Genomic DNA, 22,327 nt, shown 5'->3' with positions numbered 1-22,327 from the left:
TGAATCAATATCAATTGTCGTAATTTTGTTAAATGACGTCGTCTCTTTTAGAACATATTAACTTCCCAAAAGATTTAAGACAATTAAATCAAGATGAGCTTCCACAACTCGCTAAAGAGTTGCGTGAGTTCATCATTGATATTGTCGCCACTAAAGAAGGTCATCTTGGTGCTAGTCTAGGTGTGGTGGAATTAACTTTAGCTTTGCATTATGTTTTTGATACACCAAATGACCAACTCATTTGGGATGTTGGCCATCAAGCTTATGGACATAAGATCTTAACTGGCAGAAAGAATATTTTTCATACTAATCGCCAACAAGGAGGCTTAAGTGGATTTCCAAATCGTGAAGAAAGTGAGTATGACACTTTTGGTGTTGGGCATTCTTCGACTTCAATTTCTGCAGCTTTGGGAATGGCAATTGCATCTCAATTAAAAGGAGAAGATAAACAGCATATTGCAGTAATTGGTGATGCGTCTATTGCCAGCGGAATGGCTTTTGAAGGATTAAATCACGCTGGAGTTACCACTGCAAATTTATTGGTCATCTTAAATGACAATGCTATTGGTATTGATCCAAGTGTTGGTGCTTTAAAGCAATATTTGACCAATGTTAAAAAAGGAAAAGAAAAGCAGGATAATATTTTTGAGGCGTTGAATTTTGATTATTCCGGTCCTATTGATGGACATGATTTCAAAGCATTGATTTTAGAACTGGAGCGTTTAAAAACAGTTAAGGGGCCCAAGTTTCTGCACGTTATAACAACCAAAGGAAAAGGATTAAAGCAAGCTGAGGATGACCAAGTAACCTATCATGCTCCTGGTAAATTTGATTCTGTTACAGGAGATGTTTTTCCGAAGAAAAAAATAGTGGAAGCACCAAAGTTTCAAGATGTATTTGGCCATACTATTGTTGAGCTTGCTAACTTAAATAAAAATATTGTGGGGATTACACCTGCGATGCCTACGGGAAGTTCCTTAAAATTTATGATGGCCCAAATACCAGATCGCGCCTTTGATGTCGGGATTGCAGAGCAACACGCAGTTACTTTGGCTGCGGGTATGGCAACCCAAGGATTGATAGTGTTTTGTAATATTTATTCTACATTTTTGCAGCGTGCTTATGATCAAGTTATTCATGATGTTGCGCTTCAGAATCTTCCTGTGATTTTCTGTTTGGATCGTGCTGGATTGGTAGGAGAAGATGGTGCAACGCATCATGGTGTATTTGATATAGCGTATTTAAGATGTATTCCAAATATGATTATTTGTGCGCCAAGAAATGAAGTTGAGTTGCGTAATATTATGTATACAGCGCAATTGGGTTTAAAACATCCCATTGCGATTCGTTATCCTAGAGGTCGAGGATCTATTATTGATTGGAGAGTGCCATTTTCAGAATTAAAAATTGGAAAAGGGATTCAATTAAAAAAAGGAAATCTTATTGCTGTTTTAAGCTTTGGAGTTATGGCTTCAAATGTAGAAGAAGCTATTAGTGAAGTTAATTATGCTGAGGCTATTTCCCATTATGATATGCGTTTTGTAAAACCTTTGGATAAAGATTTGTTGGATGAAATTTTTAAATTTTATAAAACTGTTATATCTATTGAAGATGGAGTAGTTACCGGAGGTTTTGGAAGTGCTATTTTAGAATTTGCTTCTGCGAAAAACTATAATATTCCGGTAAAAGTATTAGGTGTAAGTGATAATTTCATTGAACACGCCTCTGTAAAACAACAACATCAATCTTTGAAGATTGATGCTGAAAGTTTAAGTATTTTATTTAATGCTACTATTGTTCATCTAATGTCGCAATATTAGTATCTTCATTTGAATCCTCTACAACTACATTATTCTGTACAGGTTCATGATTGCCATTACTCGTAATATCTTTAAGCACTAATAGGAATGCTATTGTTACGAAAAATATGACTGCAGCTCCTAAAATATTCTTTCTCATAGTTGTAGGTGTTTAAGATTATGGTTAAACAAATATATGTATTTATCGGTAAAACACAAATTTATTCGATGAAATGCATTGAATTAAAAAAGGGAACTATTACAGTTCCCTTTTAATTATGTTCAATATCTTGTTTATTTAATGATAATTTTTTTAGTTTCTGAAAAATTACCAACAGTAATATTAACAAAGTAAATTCCGGAATTCAAATTTAGATTTAAATCTGTATTTGAAGCAGATAAATAAGACGTTGTATTAAATACTTTTTGTCCGCTAATATTGAAAATACTAATGTTTGCATCACCTAAATCTCTTTCAGATTTAATGGTAACTTCACCATTGGAGATTGTTGGAAAAAGAGTGACAACGTTAGCATTATATTCGCTTTCTAAGACGCTAAGTGGTTGACTTGTGAATTGGCTGGTGAAAAATCCACGACCAAATGTTGATGCTAAAATAGTGTTATCTGAGGACTTCAGGTCTAGATCTGTAACTGTAACGTCACTCATCCCATTAAAGGCTTGAATCCACACAGGATTCGCAACAGTATAATCTGGTGTAGCCCATACTCCAAACTCAGTACCAATAATTAATTCCTCAGGAATTAATGGATTTTGAAGAATACATCTCACTGGAAGATCAGGTAAATTACCTTCAATTCCTGTCCAAGTTGCACCTCCATCACTTGTTGACCAAATACTTTGAACACCATAATTGTACATGGTAACAAAAATCTCTTGTTGACTTTGGCCAAACTCAATATCTGAAATACTTCCAACAAATCCTGGACCAGTTATATTCACAAAAAAAGGATTGGTTATATTAGCTAATGAGCCACGTAGTAACCGACCACTTCTTAAACCAACAAATAACGTTGTTGATGATGTTGAGAAAGGAGAGACTTTTAATGTGCTTGGAATGCTATTAAATTGTCCCGATGTCAATAAATCATTATCTGTTGCTGGGCCACCTGGTAAAAAGTTTGAAATACGTTCAATAGCAATCCCATTGGCATTACTTGTTGCATTTGTATATAGTATATCTAAATTTTTATCTAGCACAGCTTCATTAATAAAATTACCTCCTCCAAATGTTGAAATATTCGTGAAATTCGTAAAACTTGGCAAACTAATAAAAAAAGCACTGTTTCCCGGATAATTAGTAATGATATAATTTCCATCTTCACCAAACTCTGTATAACCACCATCGCCTCCTAAGGCGTCAAAAAATCCATTAGCACCAGGATTAGCGTTAAGAGCAAACTGAGTGCCATTGTCCTGTGTTCCTCCAGCTATATTGGTGTTTGGAGTTGACTGATCAATCGAACCATTATAAAATTGAATAGTATTATAATCTTTATTTCTACTTTGGATTGCATCAGGGTTGCCAACTGCATTCGCTATATCTGCTGTATAATAAACACCACCGTCATTACCTAAAATAGCTTCTGCACCATTTGTTCCTGGTCTAAATACAATAGCATGTTGATCTGCATGTACTAACGGTACATCTAGATTATTTAAATTATTATTATTGGACCATTTAGAAACTTGTGTCCATGTATTACCAGAGTTAGTAGACCTGAATAAATCAATACCTCCTACATAAAGGTTGCCATTTATATCTGCTTCTACAGGCAAATCGTAAAATGCTTGACCTCTAGTGTAATCTGTTGCAGGGATTCCTGCATCAACATCATTTGGCTCGTTTACTACTGAAACATTTTCATCAGTAGCAAAAGCATCTGTAGTCATAAAAATATCAGCTTGTCCATTAATATTGCATACAAGCCAAAATATATTAGGATTAGTCGGGTGTGGTTCTAATTCTGTTCTGTCTGATGCGCCAAATCCTCTAACAAAACTAAATGAATTGCCATCTGTCGATCTCCAAATATCTCCTCCACCTTGTCCCAATTCATTAGAGGTGGTTGTTAACCAAATATTATTATTGACATCCAGTTCAATATCATTTGGGTTTTTATATGTTCCGTTGGTAAATTGAATATCAAAGCGAGTCCATGTTTCTCCGTCATCAACAGATTTATAAAGACCTCTACTATTTCCTCCTAAAAAATTATTTGGAGCTGAAGCTTCCACAAATCGACCACTAGGGAAAGCTGCGTACAGCTCTGTAACACCACCATTATCTCTTGCAATGATATCACTGACGTAAAATATACCATCGATATCCTGTCCGCTATTGCTAACTCCAGTAAATCCTCCAAATACATTCTCCCAAGTCAAACCACCATCTAACGATCTGTAAACACCTCTACCTACAGCAGCACCATCTGCTCCTATATATGGTTCTCCAGAACCAACATAAAACTTATTACTATCATTTGGATCTGAAACTATAACTGTTACAGAAATATTTTCTTGAATCCCAGATACCAAAGTCCATGAAGAATCTGGATCAGTGATATCGTCATTCACCCACAATCCACCAGATACACCTCCTGCAAATACTCTTGTATAATCATCTGCTGGATTCGCATTGTTTATATCGTTAGGGTCAAACATAAGACCTCTTGTTCTACCACCTTGATTATTTGGTCCTCTATCTATCCACGGATTAGAATTATCACCGCCAACACCTCTTAAGGCTTCTCTTTCTGCTTTTAATTCCTCTTGAATAGCTAATGCCACTTCGGGAGTTGGTCTTCCTAGTGCAGGATTCATGGTTAGCTCCCATAATTGCTCATTATAAGCATTTGGAGGTAAGCCCATTGCCTTTCTTTCTTTTCTTGATAATTTTTGGGTCTCTTTAAAAGGACTATTCTCTAAAAAAGATGTGTGTTTTTCTCTTAGAGCTTCTGTGTCGTCTTTTTGTGAACTAGTTTTAAAAACTAAACCAAAAATCAGCAACAAAGCCAATAGAGAGGTAAATACTAATAATTTTCTTTTCATGCTTTTTCAATTTTTATTTATAAATGGTTTCCTTTTAATTTTTGATAGGTTAGCATCGCATTAGAATCTGACATTTTTGAAACATAAAAACATACAGATAATAAATTATCATAAATATTGTTGTTATCTAAGTCTACATAAGGCTCCAAAACTTTCATAATTAACTTATCAAAATTTGAAAGTTCGTTGGTTATATTATTAGATACAGCTTTTGTAAAGATATTTAAAAGTTCATTAATAACCTTATATCCAACAATCTCTTTGTCAATAACGTCTTTGGATTGGTATATATTTGAAACACTCAATTTTATGATGTCATTAATTTGAGCTTCATAAGCACTAAAATCTATTATAGCTTTAGAGAATTCTCCGTTAAGGATAGACTCTTCGTGTTGCATAAAAATCTCAACTGCCTCTGTAATTAGAGTGTTTATAGCTAAAGATCTCAAATAACTTAATCTGTCTTGAGTGCTTTGTAATGCATTATACGTTTTTGTTTGAATAGAATCCCTAACCAGATTTATCAAATATTCTAAAGCAAATTCTTCTTGAATGAGCCCAAGATTTATTCCATCTTCAAAATCTATAATCGTATAACATATATCATCTGCAGCTTCAACCAAATAAACTAGCGGGTGCCTACAATAGCTTACATCGTCTCCATCACCTCTTTTCAATAAACCCAAGTCCTGAGCAATATCTGTAAAAGTTTCTTTTTCTTTCTGAAAAAATCCAAACTTTTTATCTGCAATGTGTTTTGTGGGTTTCTTCGGAAGCGACTCTTTAGGGTATTTCGTGAACGCTCCAAGAGTGGCATAGCTAAGTCTTAGGCCTCCAATTCGTCCTTGTCTGCTTTCGGTTAAAATTTTAAATCCGTTGGCATTTCCCTCAAAACTACAAAGATCTTCGTATTGTTTTTTGGTAAGTTGGTCTTCAAAATATCGGCCTTCACCAGTTTTAAAAAACTCTCCAATTGCTTTTTCGCCAGAATGCCCAAAAGGAGGATTACCAATGTCGTGTGCCAAAGCTGCAGCAGCGACGATAGCGCCAAAATCATTGATTTGATACCCATGAACATCTCTTAAATGTGGGTGTTTTTTTAAAATTTTCTGACCTACTTTTCTGCCTAAAGATCTCCCGACAACACTCACTTCTAAACTATGGGTCAACCTGGTGTGAACAAAATCTGTTTTAGACAATGGTACAACCTGGGTTTTATCTTGAAGACTTCTAAATTCCGCAGAAAAAATAATACGGTCATAATCTACCTCAAAACCTAACCGCGTTTCGTCTTGTTCTTTTCTTAAGCGTTTATGTGAGTCTCCAAATCGCTTTAGAGATAATAACTGTTCCCAATTCATTATAAATATTTAAGATGAGCAAGATACATTTTTCAATGTTAATTTAATGTTTCCTATTTATGAAATTACAAGATTTAGGTAACGGTTTGTTAACCTTTTGCTACCTAATGTTTAATATCTAATTAACTTCAATTTCAAACAATGCTTGTTTCTTTGCAGCGAAACTTGAATATCAAAAAAACTATAAAAATATTATCATGAAAAAATTAATTTTATCAACTCTTATTGCTTCTTCTCTAGTATTTACTGGATGTTTTAAAGATGATGATACTCCTATAATTATTGAGGAGGTAACAATTATTAACAATAACAATGGCGGTGGCGGAGACGGTGAAACGTGTCCTGTAATTCCTGTAACAGGTGCGATTACCGAAAACACAACTTGGACAAATGATAACATATATCAATTAAACCAAAAAGTGGTTGTAGATAATGGTGCAACATTAACTATTGAAGAAGGTACAATTATAAAAGGTTCTCCAGGAACTGGTTCTTTAGCTTCAGCTTTAATTATTGCTAGAGGGGCTAAAATTAATGCGGTAGGTACTCCAACGCAACCAATCATTTTTACTTCAACTGGAGACAACATCGCATGTGGGCAAACTGCTGGAACAAACTTAGATGAAAATGATAGAGGTCTTTGGGGAGGTTTAATTGTATTGGGTAATGCTCCTTGTTCTTTTTCAGGAGATATAACAGAGGCACAAATTGAGGGTATTCCTGCAGACGATACTTTTGGATTATACGGTGGTTCTGTGTCAGGTGACAATTCTGGAGTTATGCAGTACTTGTCTATTAGACATGGTGGCGCATTAATTGGTGAAGGAAATGAAATCAATGGTTTAACACTTGGTGGTGTTGGATCAGGAACAGTAATTACTAATATTGAAGTTGTCGCTAACGTAGATGACGGAATCGAATTTTTTGGAGGCACAGTTAACGCTTCAAATCTATTGGTTTGGGCACAAGGTGATGATGCATTAGATATTGACCAAGCTTATTCTGGTACAATAAACAATGCAGTAGTTGTATTAGGAGATTTTTCTGATCATGCTTTTGAAATTGATGGGCCAGAAGGTTCTGCAACAGGATCTTTTACTTTGCAAAATGCTACTATTATTGGTAACACAGTAACAGAAAATGGTGAGTATGCAGATTATAGAAGTGGTGCAACAGGATCTACTAGCAATATTTATGCTTATGGGTTTAAAGCGTCTTCAGATGTTGAATTAGATAATGATGGAGTTGCAACAAACTACAACAACGGACTTTTAACGTTTGGTACTTGGCAAATTGTATTGCCAACAGGAGTTACAGATGTAACTAGTATTTTCGCTAACAAAGCAGAAACAGTAACTGTAACTGGTTTTGGTTCAACTGCATCTGCAGTAGCTTTAGGCGGTAATACAGTTGGAGCAACAACTTCTGAGTTGGCATGGACTTATGCAAATGCTGCTGGCGGATTAGGTTTCTAAATAGAAATTTAATACACAGGTATTTATAAAAGTCAAAGAAACCTATATAAACTACTACACATTAATATATCAATTAGCGTGTAGTAGTTTGCACAATTAACTAATTATGAAAAAAAATATATATACAATTCTTATTCTATTCTTTATGTGTGTTGGTTTTGCTAACGCACAAAAGGGAACGGTTGCTGGAAATGTTATAGATGGAGAGTTTGTAGAACCTATGGCTTTTGCTAATATTTTAGTAAAAGGCACAACCACTGGGACCACTTCAGATTTTGATGGAAAATATCAATTAGAGCTAGACCCAGGAACTTATACACTTGTTTTTTCTTTTGTAGGATATAACACTCAAGAAGTCACCGATGTGGTTATAAAAGCGGGTGAAGTAACTAACTTTGATATCACACTAAGTGCAAACTCCTTAGATACTATTGTAATTGAAACCACTGTTAAAAGAAATACGGAAAATTCTGTATTGAATTTACAGAAGAAATCTGTGGTAGTATTAGATGGTCTTTCTGCACAATCTATTAAGAGCAGTGGAGCAAGTAATTTGGCAAGCGCAGTAAAAAGTGTTCCCGGAGTTTCTATTGAAGGTGGAAAATATGTATATGTTCGTGGTCTTGGAGATAGATACACAAAATCTATCTTAAACGGGATTGATATACCTGGTTTGGATCCAGATCGTAATACCATTCAAATGGATTTATTTCCTACGAATATTCTAGATAATGTTATTGTTCTTAAATCTGCTTCTGCGGAATATCCAGCAGACTTTACTGGAGGTATCGTTGATATCATCACAAAAGATTTTCCAACAAAACCAGAATATACCATTTCTTTAGGTACAGCTTATAATCCTGATATGCATTTTAATGATGACTACCTAACTTATACTGGAAGTGATACAGATTTCTTAGGATTTGATGATGGTACTAGAGATTTGCCAATTAATAGATATCAACCAATTCCTGGTACTTTTGAAGATAGACTTCTATTGACATCTTTAACCAGTAGGTTTCAAAATGAACTTCAAGCAAAAAAAGAAACCAGTAACATGAACTTCGATCTTGGTTTTACATTAGGAAACCAATATGATTTAGGTGATAATAAAATTGGTTACCAAGCATCTTTCTCTTATAAAAATGAAACAACTTTTTATGAAAACAGAAATGATGGTGCTTATGTAAAAAGCTTCGATGATTCTTCAGATAATGAATTGAAATCTGTTTTAGATTCTCGTGGTTCAGAAGGTATCAATAATATCATCCTTAATGGTATGTTGGGTTTAACGTATAAGACAGATAAGTCAAAATACAAGGTAAACTTGTTGCATATCCAAAATGGTGAATCAACAGCTGGTTTTTTCAATCAAGACATCTCACAAGATGGTGTTGGTGGTGGTATAGAGCCATTAATAAAAAACTCGCTTACCTACACAGAGCGCTCAATCACTAATCTACTTTTAAATGGTAGACATCGTTTGAGTAAGGATGAAAATGCATTCAATTTTGAGTGGAAATTATCTCCAACTTTTTCTAAGGTGATGGATAAAGCTCATAGAATCACACCTCTACAACAATCTGGAGAAGGCGCGTTTTTTGTAAGTCCTTCGGCATCAACGTTCCCAATTCAATTATGGAGAAATCTTATTGAAGAAAACTGGGCATTTAAAGCAGATTTAGACAAAACTGTAGATATTTTTGGAAGACCAGGTAAAGTTAAATTTGGTGGAGCATATACCTACAAATTTAGGGATTTCAGCATAGATGATTATACCTTCAACATTATTGGTGACGATTCATTTATTGCAGACGGAAACGCAGATAGTTTGTTAGCTCCAGAGAACATTTGGAATCCAACAACAGAATCTGGCACATACCTAGTTTTTGGTGATCAATTTAACGCTATTGATGCTTACGAAGGAGAACAGGGTATTGGTGCTACTTATTTTTCTGCGGAATTTAATGTTTCAGAAAAACTAAAAACCGTTTTGGGTGTTAGATCAGAATTCTTTAAATCATTCTACACAGGAAGAAATAACGAAAGAGAATTTAATAGAGAGCAAATATTGGATGAGTTTGACTTATTCCCATCTGCGAACGTAATCTATGCTGCCACAGATAATATTAACTTAAGATCATCTTATTCTAGAACGACTGCAAGACCATCTTTTAAAGAATCTTCTGTTGCTAGGATATTTGACCCAATTACCAACAGGCTTTTTATTGGTAATATTGATTTAGTGCCAACATACGTGAACAATTTCGATTTAAGATTTGAGCGTTTTGGAAACAATGGTCAAATGTTTGCTGTTAGTGGTTTTTACAAGGATTTCAAAGACCCAATTGAGCAATCATTCTTTTTGCAAGCGCCAACTCAATTAACTGTAGCTAATTTAGGTGATGCAAAAGTATACGGTCTAGAGTTAGAATTGAGACAGCGTCTCGGTTTTATTTCTGAAGGATTAAGTAAAATGAAATTTAATGCTAATGTGTCTTTAATAAAATCTGAATTAACAATGTCTGACGACGAATTTACAAGTAGACAATTAGCTGCCAGAGATGGTGAAACCATAGATAGACAGAGAGATCTTCAAGGTCAAGCTCCTTTTCTATTAAATTTTGGATTAGATTACAATGATCAAGAATCTGGTTTTCAAACAGGTTTATTTTTTAATGTACAAGGTGAAACGTTGCAAGTTGTTGGTATTGGTCTTGTGCCAGATGTTTATACCAAACCATTTAATAGCTTAAACTTTACACTGAACAAAGCCTTTGGTGAAAAGAAAAATTCTTCAATTGACTTTAAGGTTTCTAACATTTTAAATAGTGAAAGAAAAAGTGATTTTGTTTCCTTTGGAGCGCAAGATCAAATCTTTTCACTAAGACAACCAGGAACTGAGATTTCATTAGGATATTCTTTCAAATTTTAAAAATTATTGAATTTATTTTATAAAAAAAGTTCCCAATATTAATTGGGAACTTTTTTGTTATATATATTTTAAGCTTAGTTACTTGTAGCCAACTGTACTTTATCAGTCCACTCGCTTACACTTGCAACTTTAGAATCAACATAATCTACTTCCTTAAGTTTGTTGTTAGACCAAAATAGCCATTTCCCAACTTTCTTACCGTTCTCATAATTTCCAATTGCAACTTTTTTACCATTTGTATCAAAACTAGTCCAAACTCCGTCAAGGTTGCCTTCCTTATTAAAAGCGCCTTCTTGAGCTATTAAACCATTATCATGGTAATACGTCGCTATAGTTGTATCTCCATCTTTCTCAACTGTTACTTTCTGTTTTTCTTGAGCAAATGTTAAAGTAACACTTAACATTAATAAAATTGCGAATATATTTTTCATTTTGAATTTGGGTATTAATTAATAATTACTTAACAAAGCTACGAATAATTTTACAGTAAACAAACATTTAGGTAACATTAAATTAACATTAAACTCACAAATATCTGATATACAATGTTTTGGATACTTTAAAAGTGGTTAATATTTCCGTAGTATTTAAGATAAAATAACTTAGAATAAGGGTTATTGTGATATTTTTAATATAAATATTAAATAGAACATAACATTTACGTAACATTGAGTTCAATTTAAAACGTGAAATTTGTGCACATTAATTGTATGAATTTCCCGTATGGATAACCTATATATCTACATGCTTGTTGCACTTGCTGTTTTGGCTGTAGCAGATCTTGTAGTTGGCGTTAGTAATGACGCAGTTAATTTTTTAAATTCTGCAATTGGTTCTAAAGCAGTTTCTTTTAGAACAATTATAATTGTTGCCAGTCTTGGTGTCGCGCTTGGAGCCATGTCTTCTAGCGGTATGATGGAAGTCGCCAGAAAGGGAATCTTTAATCCTGGCGAGTTTATGTTTGATGAAATCATGATAGTTTTTATGGCGGTCATGATAACAGATATTCTACTTCTTGATTTTTTTAATACGTTAGGTTTACCAACATCAACAACTGTTTCCATAGTTTTTGAGTTGCTTGGCGCCTCTGTTTGTATAGCGGTTCTAAAAATCTATGCAGATGATTCTCAAACAATACTCAATCTTGGTCAGTACATCAACAATGATAAGGCAATAGAGATTATATTGGGTATTCTACTATCCGTAGTTATTGCCTTTACCGTTGGAGCCATAATTCAATTTGTATCTAGATTATTATTGAGCTTTGAATTTGAAAGAAAACCTGCATGGTATGGTGCATTATTTAGTGGAATGGCTGTTAGCTCGATTTTATATTTCATACTTATAAAAGGTGTCAAAAACGCCTCTTTTATGAGCGAAGATATCAAGGAGTTTGTAGCTACAAGTCCATTAGAACTTATTGTAGGTAGTTTTATAATTTTTACGGTTTTATCTTACTTAATTATAAAATTTACGAAAAATAATATTTATACGATTATTATCGTGATTGGAACATTTGCTCTCGCTGTAGCATTTGCTGGAAATGATTTGGTGAATTTCATTGGTGTGCCAATTGCAGCCTACAATGCATTTACAGATTGGGTAGCTAGTGGACAATTAGCTACAGAATATCGTATGACAAGTTTGGCAGATGCTGTACAAACACAGCCTTATCTATTATTGATCGCAGGTTTGATTATGGTGGCAACTTTATGGTTTTCAAGTAAAGCAAAATCTGTAGTAAAGACATCGGTAGATTTATCGAGACAAGACAATGTAAAAGAACGTTTTGAGCCTAATTACCTATCAAGAAGTATTGTGCGTTTAAGTATGTTGGCTTCGGAAGGTTTTAATCAATTGCTCCCAGAAAAGTCTAAAATATATATTGATAAGCAATTTGAAAAACCAAAAGTTGGAGCAATTAAAAATGAGGATCTTCCTGCTTTTGATTTAGTTCGTGCTGCGGTCAATCTAATGGTAGCGAGTGTACTCATCTCTATAGCAACCTCAATGAAATTGCCTTTGTCAACAACCTACGTTACCTTTATGGTGGCGATGGGAACATCACTTGCAGATCGAGCTTGGGGAAGCGAAAGCGCAGTATACAGAGTTGCAGGAGTATTAAACGTTATTGGTGGATGGTTTTTCACTGCATTCAGCGCCTTTGTAGCTGCAGCAATTATGGCTGTAATTTTATACTACGGAAGAGGCTATGCGCTTTCAGGACTTTTAGTATTGGCAGCGGTATTATTACTAAAAAATTATCTTAGTCACCGTAAGAGCTCAAAAGTTAAAAAAGAAGTTGATAGTTTACAAAAAGCAGAAAGCAGCTCTACTCAAGGTGTTATTTTAGAAAGTGCTGGTAATATTTCTAGCGTCGTTAAAAGAGGAAACAAAATTTACACGACTGCGATAAACGGTTTGGCTACACAAAACCATAAGCTGCTTAAAAAGAATAAAAAGAACATCAATAAGCTCTCTACAGAGATTGATGATCTACGTGATAATATTTTCTATTTCATCAAAAATCTTGAGGAGCCAAGTCTATCTGCCAGTAATTTTTACATCAATGTTTTAGGTTATTTACAGGATATGGCGCAGTCATTAGAATATATCTCTAATGTAAGCTACAAGCACATTAACAATAACCACAAAAAATTAAAGTTTAGTCAAATTAAAGAGTTAAAGGAAATCGATGAACTGATGGAAAAACTTTTTAACGATACTAAAAAAGCGTTTGATAAAAATTCATTTGAGGACATAAGTCTAATTCTCAATGAAAAGAATCAAGTTCTAGATATGGTTAAGGAGAAAATTCAAAAGCAAGTCGAGCGCACAAGAACGGAAGAGTCAAGTCCTAAAAACACAACTCTTTATTTTAGCTTATTGCTGGAAACCAAAGATTTGCTTAAAGCAACAATGAGTCTGCTGGAAGAATATTATGATGCCCATGACAGTGATATAGAGCCAGCAAGATTACCAGACCCAGACCCAGATCAAAATACTGATCATGAAAAATTAACATAAGAATAAAAAAACAGCTCTCAAAGCTGTTTTTTTATGAATTATAATAATGCTATTCTCCAATCTTACCAATTTCATCTAAACCTTCAAATGTTGCTTTTTTAGCCTCAAATTTTGCAATGTCGACAACATAGGTTTTTGATATAGAATCATGCCAACCCTTACCATCTTCTCCAAGAAAAGAAAATTGTTCAAAAGGTATAATTCTACATAACGTGCGTACCAATATTTCGTAAAAAGTAGGCCTAGAGCCATCATAAAGAACCACTTTGGTTTTAGTAATATATTTTCCAATTGAACGTGCAGTAAGAGACTCAATTGTAAGATAATAGATTATTAAAATAATGGCTCCAAAAATATAATCTGCGAACCTGCCTTCTGTTTCTATCACCAAATCATAAAGAACATAGTTCCCTGTTAATTCTGAAATTATACCAATTAAAACACCTATTGCGATCCCGAATACAACTTGTATGATATAATCGATTATAAAATTGGCAAACCTTATGCCTTTAGATGCTAAAACATCCTGTGTAACTGTGTATTTAATTTGATTCATGAGGAGTATAAGTTAGTTAGTGGTTTTCAAATATAATATTCTTGATGTAATATCAAATGGTATTTTTTAATCTAAAGGACAAATCAATTTTCAAGAAGATAAATGAAATAGTAATCAAATATGCTATCAAGACTTTTCAAATCATAACATTTCCGAAGTAAAACAAATAAAAAAGCATCTTGATAATCCTATCAAGATGCTTTTTGAATATTTAAAGTAGTATATGTTTATTAAATGAAACTGATTAAGAACCGCACATTAGGCAATCATCACCCTCAGCGTCTTTGGCTTGGGCAATTAATGCTTTCATCTCATCTGCGCTCATAGGCTCAACTTCTATTTTTTCTGCTACTGCTTTCTCTGATTTTTGTTGTGCAAATTTTGTAGCATTTTTAGCAGCCTGTTCTTGCTTTTGAGCAACATCATCAACTTCTACAGCAACTACAGTTGGTTCTGCCACAGGTTCAGCTTTTTGTTCTCTTGTGATAGTAACTTTTTTAGCATCAACAGCACTCTTGGTACGTAGATAGTACATTCCGGTTTTTAATCCGCTCTTCCAAGCATAGAAATGCATAGATGTTAATTTTGCCATTGTTGCACCTTCCATAAACAGGTTTAAGGATTGTGATTGGTCAATAAAGTAACCTCTTTGGCGAGACATATCTATAATGTCTTTCATGCTCAATTCCCAAACGGTTTTGTAAAGCTCTTTAATTTCCTGCGGAATATTCTCTACACCTTGTACAGATCCATTGGCACGCATGATTTCATTCTTTAAGTTTTCATTCCAAAGGCCTAGTTCAACTAGATCTTCTAATAAGTGCTTGTTAACAACGATAAACTCTCCAGACAGTACACGACGTGTATAAATATTAGACGTGTAAGGCTCAAAGCATTCATTATTTCCTAAAATTTGAGATGTAGATGCTGTTGGCATAGGCGCAACTAATAAAGAGTTACGAACACCATGTTTTGCAACATCAGCTCTTAGTTTATCCCAGTCCCAACGCCCACTTAGAGTATCTTCTTGGATGTTCCATAAATTATGCTGAAACTTACCTTGGCTTATTGGTGAACCTTCATAGCTTTCGTACGGTCCATCTGTTTTGGCTTCTTCCATACTCGCAGTAACTGCTGCATAGTATAAAGTTTCAAAAATATCTTGATTTAAAGCTTTAGCTTCATCACTTGTAAATGGCAAACGCAATTTAATAAACGTATCTGCTAATCCTTGTACGCCTAAACCAACTGGTCTATGACGGAAATTGGAGTTCTCTGCTTCTTTTACAGGATAGTAGTTTCTATCAATGACTCGGTTTAAGTTTTTGGTAACACGTTTTGTAATGCGGAATAATTCCTTGTGATCAAACTCACCATTTTTAATGAACATTGGTAAGGCAATTGACGCTAAATTACATACAGCAACTTCATCTGGAGAGGTGTACTCCATAATTTCTGTACATAAATTTGAAGAACGGATAGTTCCTAAGTTTTTCTGGTTAGACTTACGGTTTGCTGCATCTTTGTACAACATGTAAGGTGTACCTGTTTCAATTTGAGATTCTAGGATTTTCTCCCAAAGCTCACGAGCTTTAATTGACTTACGCCCTTTTCCTTCAGTTTCGTATTTGGTGTAAAGTGCTTCAAATTCTTCAGAATGAACATCACATAAACCAGGACATTCATTCGGGCACATTAACGTCCACTCTGCATTTTCCTGTACACGTTTCATAAACAAATCTGGCATCCACATTGCGTAGAATAAATCACGAGCACGTAATTCTTCAGCACCATGATTTTTCTTTAAATCCAAGAAACTCATGATATCTGCGTGCCAAGGCTCAATGTACATAGCGAAACTTCCTTTTCGTTTTCCACCTCCTTGATCAACATAACGTGCGGTATCATTAAATACTTTTAGCATTGGTACAATACCATTACTGGTTCCGTTTGTTCCTGCAATATAACTACCGGTAGCACGAATATTATGAATAGATAAACCTATTCCTCCTGCAGATTGTGAGATTTTAGCTGTTTGTTTTAATGTATCGTAAATACCGTCAATACTATCATCTTTCACTGTTAAAAGAAAACATGATGACATTTGAGGTTTTGGTGTACCAGAATTAAATAATGTAGGTGTAGCGTGTGTAAAGTATTTTTTTGACATGAGCTCATACGTCTCAATTGCAGAATCTAGATCGTTAAGGTGAATCCCAATAGAAACACGCATTAACATATGTTGAGGACGTTCTGCGATTTGACCATTCAATTTTAAAAGGTAAGAGCGCTCCAAGGTTTTGAATCCAAAATAATCATAACCAAAATCACGATTATAAATAATCGCAGAGTCTAGTTTATCTTTATTATCTGTGATGACTTTATATACTTCATCACTTAATAATGGTGCTTTTTTTCCTGTTCTTGGGTTGACATAAGTGTAAAGATCTGTCATGACCTCACTAAAGGTCTTTTTTGTATTTTTATGTAAGTTAGAGACAGAAATTCGTGCTGCTAAACGGGCATAATCTGGATGGGCAGTTGTCATCGTTGCAGCTTGCTCTGCTGCCAAATTATCAAGTTCACTTGTGGTTACACCATCGTATAAACCATCAATAACCCGCATTGCCACTTTAATGGGATCAACAAGTTCATTTAATCCATAACACAATTTACGAACTCTTGCGGTGATTTTGTCGAACATAATCGGCTCTTTCCTACCGTCTCTCTTTACTACAAACATACTATTACAGGGTTTTTAAAATTCTTTATATTGAGGCTACCGTTCAAAATAAGGAATTGGTTAGTTAGCTAAAATCAGTAAAATACTGATTAACAATTGATTAATAATTAATTTTTTATTCTGAAATTAAAATGGACTATAACATTTTCTTCTGAAAAAATAAGCAATCAGTAAGCGTTAGGTCCTATTTAAAAATTTTACTATACGTTTTGATTAGTTCTAGAAATCGAAACTATCTGAACCAAAATCATATTTATTTTCTTCTTCTTCCTTGTTGAGAACTCCAGCTTTTTGGTATTCTGAAACTCGCTTCTCAAAGAAGTTTGTTTTACCTTGAAGTGAAATCATATCCATAAAATCAAATGGATTGGCTGTATTATATACTTTTTCGCAACCTAAATCGGCAAGTAAGCCATCGGTTACAAACTCTAAATACTGTGACATTAACTTAGAGTTCATTCCTATTAAACTGGCAGGAAGAGATTCTGTAATAAATTCTCTTTCAATATTTAATGCGTCAACAATAATATCTTTGATACGCTCTTTTGGTACTTTATTTACCAAGTGATGCTCATGTAAGTGTACTGCAAAGTCACAGTGCATGCCTTCGTCACGAGAAATCAACTCATTAGAAAATGTTAAACCTGGCATAAGACCACGTTTTTTTAACCAAAAAATAGAGCAAAAGGATCCAGAAAAGAAAATCCCCTCTACAGCAGCAAAAGCGATTAACCGCTCTGCAAAACTTGGCGATTCAATCCATTTTAATGCCCAATCTGCTTTCTTTTTTATAGCAGGAAACGTTTCAATAGCATTAAAAAGCATTGCTTTTTCTTTCTCGTCTTTTACATATGTATCAATTAACAATGAATAGGTTTCACTGTGAATATTTTCCATCATTATTTGAAAACCATAGAAAAATTTGGCTTCGCTATATTGTACTTCGTTAACAAAGTTTTCAGCTAAATTTTCGTTTACGATACCATCACTTGCAGCAAAAAATGCCAAAACATGCTTGATAAAGTAACGTTCATCATCAGTTAATTTGTCTGTCCAATCTGTAATATCTTGATGTAGATCAATTTCTTCCGCAGTCCACATGCTAGCTTCAGATTTTTTATACCATTCCCACAAATCATGATGTTGAATTGGAAAAATCACGAATCGATCTTTGTTTTCTTGTAAAATTGGTTCTACAGCTTGAGACATATAATTTGGTTTTTGTATTAAAAAAATTTTGAAAAATCTAGTGTGATTTGGGACTAACAAAGATTCAAAAATGTTAGTAATATTTCGTTGTTTTTGGTGAAACCTTTTCAACAAGTTTTTAACAATACAGAATTCTCAGAAAAAGGTGTGATTTATTAAAAATAATCATAAGCACCTGTATATTAGTTTTTTACGTTTATGGTTTTATCTTAATTATTACAAGAAATTTCTGATTAAAAAGATAGCTACAAGTGATGTTTACTCCTGTTTTAGATTTCAAGAGAAAGGCATAATTGAATAAAAAAAGAGAGCCATATTATAGCTCTCTTTTTATCCCTAATAATTAACTAAACTAACTAAACTACTTACTAAATATAAAGTCACTTTAATTGAAATTAAATTCTAAAAAAAAAGTCGGGAATGAACCTGACTTTTTAGTGATTAATAGCATTTTATTAAATAGCGAATCCCCACGATCACTTTAAAGTTATCTATTAATTTGATTGGTCATTTAATTTCATTACAAATATGGCGAATAATATGCTACATCATATATTGATTTGTATAGATGGTAAAAAATAATGTATAAATGGTATAGAGATAAATTTGTACCATTAGATAATGGTCTTAAAAACTCATTATACAGGAAATTATGCTAACTATACATAAATGTCAAAATATATTATTTTATATTTTATATTTGATAGTATGATTAAAGCAGTAATTGTAGATGATGAGCCAAAGGCGATTCAAGGTTTGTCTTGGGAACTTACTAATTTTAGTAGTGATATTGAGATTGTACACACCTTCTCAAATCCAGAGGAGGCAATAGGTTATTTAAATAAAAACACACCTGATTGTCTTTTTCTGGATATACAAATGCCAACAATGGACGGTTTTCAGTTTTTGGAGAAGCTTACCAATAGGGATTTTCCTGTGGTAATCACTACAGCTTACGATGAATATGCAATCAAGGCCTTAAAGCACGAAGCTATTGATTATTTGCTTAAGCCTATAGATTCTGACGATTTGCAGGATACTATTAAAAAAATAAAAAAGTTCAATTCTAAATTAACGGAAAACTCTAAAATTGAAGAGGTACTATTAAGTTTTAACCAAAAGTTTGATAAAAAGAAAATCACTATAAATACAGATGGTAAACTTATATTTTTAGATATTGATGATATTTTATTCGTGGAGTCTGATGGTAATTATAGTACCATAGTTACCGAGACAAAACAAAAAATTGTCATTACAAAAAAATTAAAAGAGGTTGATGCTATTTTGCCAGATAACTATTTCTTCAGAATTCACAATTCATTTATTGTCAACTTAAATAAAATTAAGGAGTTTGTAAAAAGTGAGGGTTATGTGATTATGGAGTCTAACCATAAAATACCAGTTGCTAGACAACGAAAGTCTGATTTCTTAGAAAAACTATAGTTTGAATTATTCCCATTGCCATAATACCCAACTTCCTGCTAATTGTTTATTAGTAATCGTTTTGTGCTTTTTGATTGGGTTTCAAAACTTAAATGCTCAAAATGATAAAGAATTTCGTCAAGATATTGACAATTTAACGTCATTGAGACCAAAACAATATGCAACAATAGATTCTATTTTTAAAAAATATTCTTCAGATAGTCTTAAGGTTAAAGCCTTCATAAATGCGTCTCATGATATTGATTATATTGAAGGTGAGAGTTACGCCTTGAATGCTTTAGGAGTTATTTATAGAAACATATCTCATTATGAGCAATCAATTTCTACACACAAAAGAGCAAATGAACTTGCAACCGCCCAAAAAAATATAGAATTTGAAATTATAAGCCTAAATAATATTGGTGTAGCCTACCGTAGAATGGATCTTGTAAAACCAGCGTTAGATTTTCATACAAAAGCACTGGATATTGCAAGGTCAATGAAAAACCCATCAAAAACAATTACTTATAATATCTCAGTTTCTCAAAATAGTATTGGTAACATCTATCTTATACTAGAGCAATATGAATTAGCATTAAGGCAATTTAAAAAATCACTTGCACTAGAAAAGCAAGCAGGAAATAGGTTAGGACTTGCTATAAATTATCAAAATATTGGTTACGCTTATGAAGCTCAAGGAGAACTAGAAAGTGCACTTCGCAACTATAAACTTTCATTAGAATTCAATGAGCAAATAGATTCTAATTTAGGAAGAGTGATATGCTATAATAGTATTGGCCAAGTGTACATCAAGCAGAAAAAATATTTTGATGCAAAAGTTATTATTCAAAAGGCCTTATCCATGGCCCTGTCCATAAACGATCAATTTTATATTGCATCTTCCTATATTAACTTAGGTTGGGTTCAAAAAGAAATGGGAGCGCTTAAAACTTCCGAAGAAAATTTAAAAATGGGATTGCAGGTTGCCAAACAATATAATTTGAATCTCTCTATTGTTGAGGCAGATAAGCATCTTTCAGAATTATATAGCAAGACCGAAGACTATCAAATGGCATTAGACCATTATAAGGAATCTGTTGAGGTCGAGCAAACCATAAATAACGATCGAAATCTCAGGTATGTGAACGATGTCATAATTCAATATGAAAATGAAGCTAAAAACAATGAGATAAAGGCACTTGCCAATGAAAATCAAATTGTAAAATCTAAGTTGGAGCGCAATAAAAAGATTTTTTGGTACTCTATGTTAGTGCTGGCAATTATTGTAGGTGTTTTGGTGGCCTTATATAGAACGAGGCAATTGAGCCAGGAAAAGCAGATTTTAACTTTGGAGCAAGACATGTTGCGTAGTCAAATGAATCCGCATTTTATATTCAATTCATTAAACTCCATAAAATTATACATCATCAATAACGAGAAAGAAAATGCAGTCTATTATTTAAATAAGTTTTCCAAGCTCATTAGAAAAATTTTGGTGGCTTCTTCGGAAAAGGAAAATTCTTTAGAAGATGAGCTGGACACCATGAAATTGTACATGAATATAGAAAATATACGCTTTTCTAACGAGATAGATTTTGAAATTAATGTTGACGATAACATCAATTCAGCAAATATAAAATTGCCTTCTCTTGTATTGCAGCCATTTCTTGAAAATGCGCTCTGGCACGGTTTATCGTCTAAAAAAGATGACAAGAAAATTGTCTTGCATGTCTATAGAACACAAGATGATTGTATAATGATTTCTATTAAAGATAATGGAATAGGTAGAGCAGAGGCTGAAAAAATAAATAACGACAAACTTATTAAACGTAAATCTGTTGGTATAGCAATTACAAAAGCAAGACTTGCTAACTTCTCTAAAGACTATACCAACGATTACAACATTGAGATTGAAGATTTATTTGATGACAATCGAAAAGCCATTGGTACTAACGTTATTGTGAAAATACCAACACGATCAAATGTTTTGCGTTCAGCTTAGCCTCCAAAAGCAGACATCATTGACCCGTATTTTGAAGCATCTATAGAAAAATTTGTTTTTTCTAAGCTCATACAATTCATGGTCATATTGTTTTTAGATTTCTTTTTATCTACAAATATCATTTCCATCATGAGTCCATTTTCTGCATATTTTTCCATCCATTCTGGATTAAAACCTTTTGGCATTTGCTTAGCATTAGCTCCAAAAACCTGGTTGAAACTTACTGGAACATCATCTGTAATGTAAAACGTAATTTTGTGATCGTCGTTTTCGCTTACAAAGCCTTCGCAATCATAACCCATGATCGTTTTAGAATCGATTTTAGTAAATGTATAGTCTGAATTATCATTATCACTTTTAAAATCTGAGGCTTTGAGTTTAGATTTTTGTACTACTTTTTTACCCATCATCTCCATAAACATTGCAGTTACGCCCAATTCACCATCCATAACCATAAACATTTTAGTATCTGAGCCTTTTGCCATATCTGCAGTGTCAAAACCAAAATATTTTGCGCCTTCCTTTAAAAGATAATTTAGCTCAACATCTCCTTTTTTATGGGTCATTTTAAGTTTGTAGCTATAATCAAAATCATAGGTTGAGGGTAATTCTACTTTAGAGGCTTTTTGTGCGATTGCATGTTGAAAAAAGAAAAATAGCGTGAAACAAAAAGCGAGTTTTGAGATAATTTGAGTTTTCATTGTGTCTAAAATTTATAATTTAAAT

At 33.5% G+C, this 22,327-nt stretch carries 14 protein-coding genes; 6 read left to right on the top strand and 8 right to left on the bottom strand.

Annotation, left to right across the window (positions count from 1 at the left end; translation table 11 throughout):
• Nucleotides 1-32 precede the first annotated feature (32 nt).
• A complete protein-coding gene (locus GQ40_RS11910) occupies nt 33-1,820 on the top strand; it encodes a 1-deoxy-D-xylulose-5-phosphate synthase (RefSeq protein ID WP_047548581.1) in 1,788 nt (595 codons plus the stop codon).
• Here GQ40_RS11910 and GQ40_RS17620 read toward each other — a convergent pair.
• From GQ40_RS17620 to GQ40_RS11900, 3 genes are all read right to left on the bottom strand, one after another.
• Nucleotides 1,792-1,959, bottom strand: coding sequence for a hypothetical protein (locus GQ40_RS17620; RefSeq protein WP_156115581.1), 168 nt, complete (start codon nt 1,957-1,959; stop codon nt 1,792-1,794). The genes GQ40_RS11910 and GQ40_RS17620 overlap by 29 nt on opposite strands.
• 134 nt (nt 1,960-2,093) lie before the next feature.
• On the bottom strand, nt 2,094-4,871 hold the full coding sequence (locus tag GQ40_RS11905) for a T9SS type A sorting domain-containing protein (RefSeq protein WP_047548578.1): 2,778 nt from the start codon (nt 4,869-4,871) through the stop codon (nt 2,094-2,096).
• A 17-nt stretch (nt 4,872-4,888) separates the two neighbouring features.
• Nucleotides 4,889-6,232 carry a deoxyguanosinetriphosphate triphosphohydrolase gene (locus GQ40_RS11900; protein ID WP_047548575.1) on the bottom strand — a complete coding sequence of 448 codons (1,344 nt, stop codon included), beginning with the start codon at nt 6,230-6,232 and terminating at the stop codon, nt 4,889-4,891.
• 197 nt (nt 6,233-6,429) lie between these two features.
• Between GQ40_RS11900 and GQ40_RS11895 the strand changes: the two genes are divergently transcribed.
• Nucleotides 6,430-7,707, top strand: coding sequence for a hypothetical protein (locus GQ40_RS11895; RefSeq protein ID WP_047548571.1), 1,278 nt, complete (start codon nt 6,430-6,432; stop codon nt 7,705-7,707).
• A gap of 106 nt (nt 7,708-7,813) precedes the next feature.
• Entirely contained in the window at nt 7,814-10,642 is a 2,829-nt protein-coding gene (locus GQ40_RS11890; RefSeq protein WP_047548568.1) for a TonB-dependent receptor, read from the top strand.
• Nucleotides 10,643-10,716: 74 nt separating this feature from the next.
• Here the strand turns inward: GQ40_RS11890 and GQ40_RS11885 are convergent, their stop codons facing one another.
• The gene (locus tag GQ40_RS11885; protein WP_047548565.1) at nt 10,717-11,073 is read right to left on the bottom strand and encodes a toxin-antitoxin system YwqK family antitoxin; all 357 of its coding nucleotides are present in this window, start codon (nt 11,071-11,073) and stop codon (nt 10,717-10,719) included.
• A gap of 292 nt (nt 11,074-11,365) precedes the next feature.
• Between GQ40_RS11885 and GQ40_RS11880 the strand changes: the two genes are divergently transcribed.
• Nucleotides 11,366-13,669 (top strand): inorganic phosphate transporter, encoded by a 2,304-nt coding sequence (locus GQ40_RS11880; protein ID WP_047548562.1) that lies wholly within the window; start codon nt 11,366-11,368, stop codon nt 13,667-13,669.
• A 49-nt stretch (nt 13,670-13,718) separates the two neighbouring features.
• On the opposite strand, the gene GQ40_RS11875 is transcribed toward GQ40_RS11880, so the two are convergent.
• The 3 genes from GQ40_RS11875 to GQ40_RS11865 form a co-directional block, all read right to left on the bottom strand.
• The gene (locus tag GQ40_RS11875) at nt 13,719-14,225 is read right to left on the bottom strand and encodes an RDD family protein (protein WP_052184242.1); all 507 of its coding nucleotides are present in this window, start codon (nt 14,223-14,225) and stop codon (nt 13,719-13,721) included.
• Between the two features lie 244 nt (nt 14,226-14,469).
• Nucleotides 14,470-16,968: a ribonucleoside-diphosphate reductase subunit alpha gene (locus tag GQ40_RS11870; RefSeq protein ID WP_047548559.1), complete on the bottom strand. Its 2,499-nt coding sequence runs from the start codon at nt 16,966-16,968 to the stop codon at nt 14,470-14,472.
• Nucleotides 16,969-17,187: 219 nt separating this feature from the next.
• Nucleotides 17,188-18,177, bottom strand: coding sequence for a ribonucleotide-diphosphate reductase subunit beta (locus GQ40_RS11865; RefSeq protein ID WP_047548556.1), 990 nt, complete (start codon nt 18,175-18,177; stop codon nt 17,188-17,190).
• A gap of 708 nt (nt 18,178-18,885) precedes the next feature.
• On the opposite strand from GQ40_RS11865, the gene GQ40_RS11860 reads away from it, so the two are divergent.
• Both GQ40_RS11860 and GQ40_RS11855 read left to right on the top strand, forming a co-directional pair.
• Complete coding sequence (locus GQ40_RS11860; protein WP_047548553.1) at nt 18,886-19,620, top strand: LytR/AlgR family response regulator transcription factor; 735 nt, start codon at nt 18,886-18,888, stop codon at nt 19,618-19,620.
• Nucleotide 19,621: 1 nt separating this feature from the next.
• Nucleotides 19,622-21,601: a tetratricopeptide repeat protein gene (locus GQ40_RS11855; RefSeq protein ID WP_052184241.1), complete on the top strand. Its 1,980-nt coding sequence runs from the start codon at nt 19,622-19,624 to the stop codon at nt 21,599-21,601.
• Here GQ40_RS11855 and GQ40_RS11850 read toward each other — a convergent pair.
• Nucleotides 21,598-22,302: a DUF4412 domain-containing protein gene (locus tag GQ40_RS11850; protein WP_047548549.1), complete on the bottom strand. Its 705-nt coding sequence runs from the start codon at nt 22,300-22,302 to the stop codon at nt 21,598-21,600. The genes GQ40_RS11855 and GQ40_RS11850 overlap by 4 nt on opposite strands.
• Nucleotides 22,303-22,327 lie beyond the last annotated feature (25 nt).

Source organism: Psychroserpens sp. Hel_I_66 (assembly GCF_000799465.1).
Lineage (GTDB): Bacteria > Bacteroidota > Bacteroidia > Flavobacteriales > Flavobacteriaceae > Psychroserpens.
Note: the sequence above shows the minus strand (reverse complement) of the source record. Positions and strands in the feature narration are given on the sequence as shown.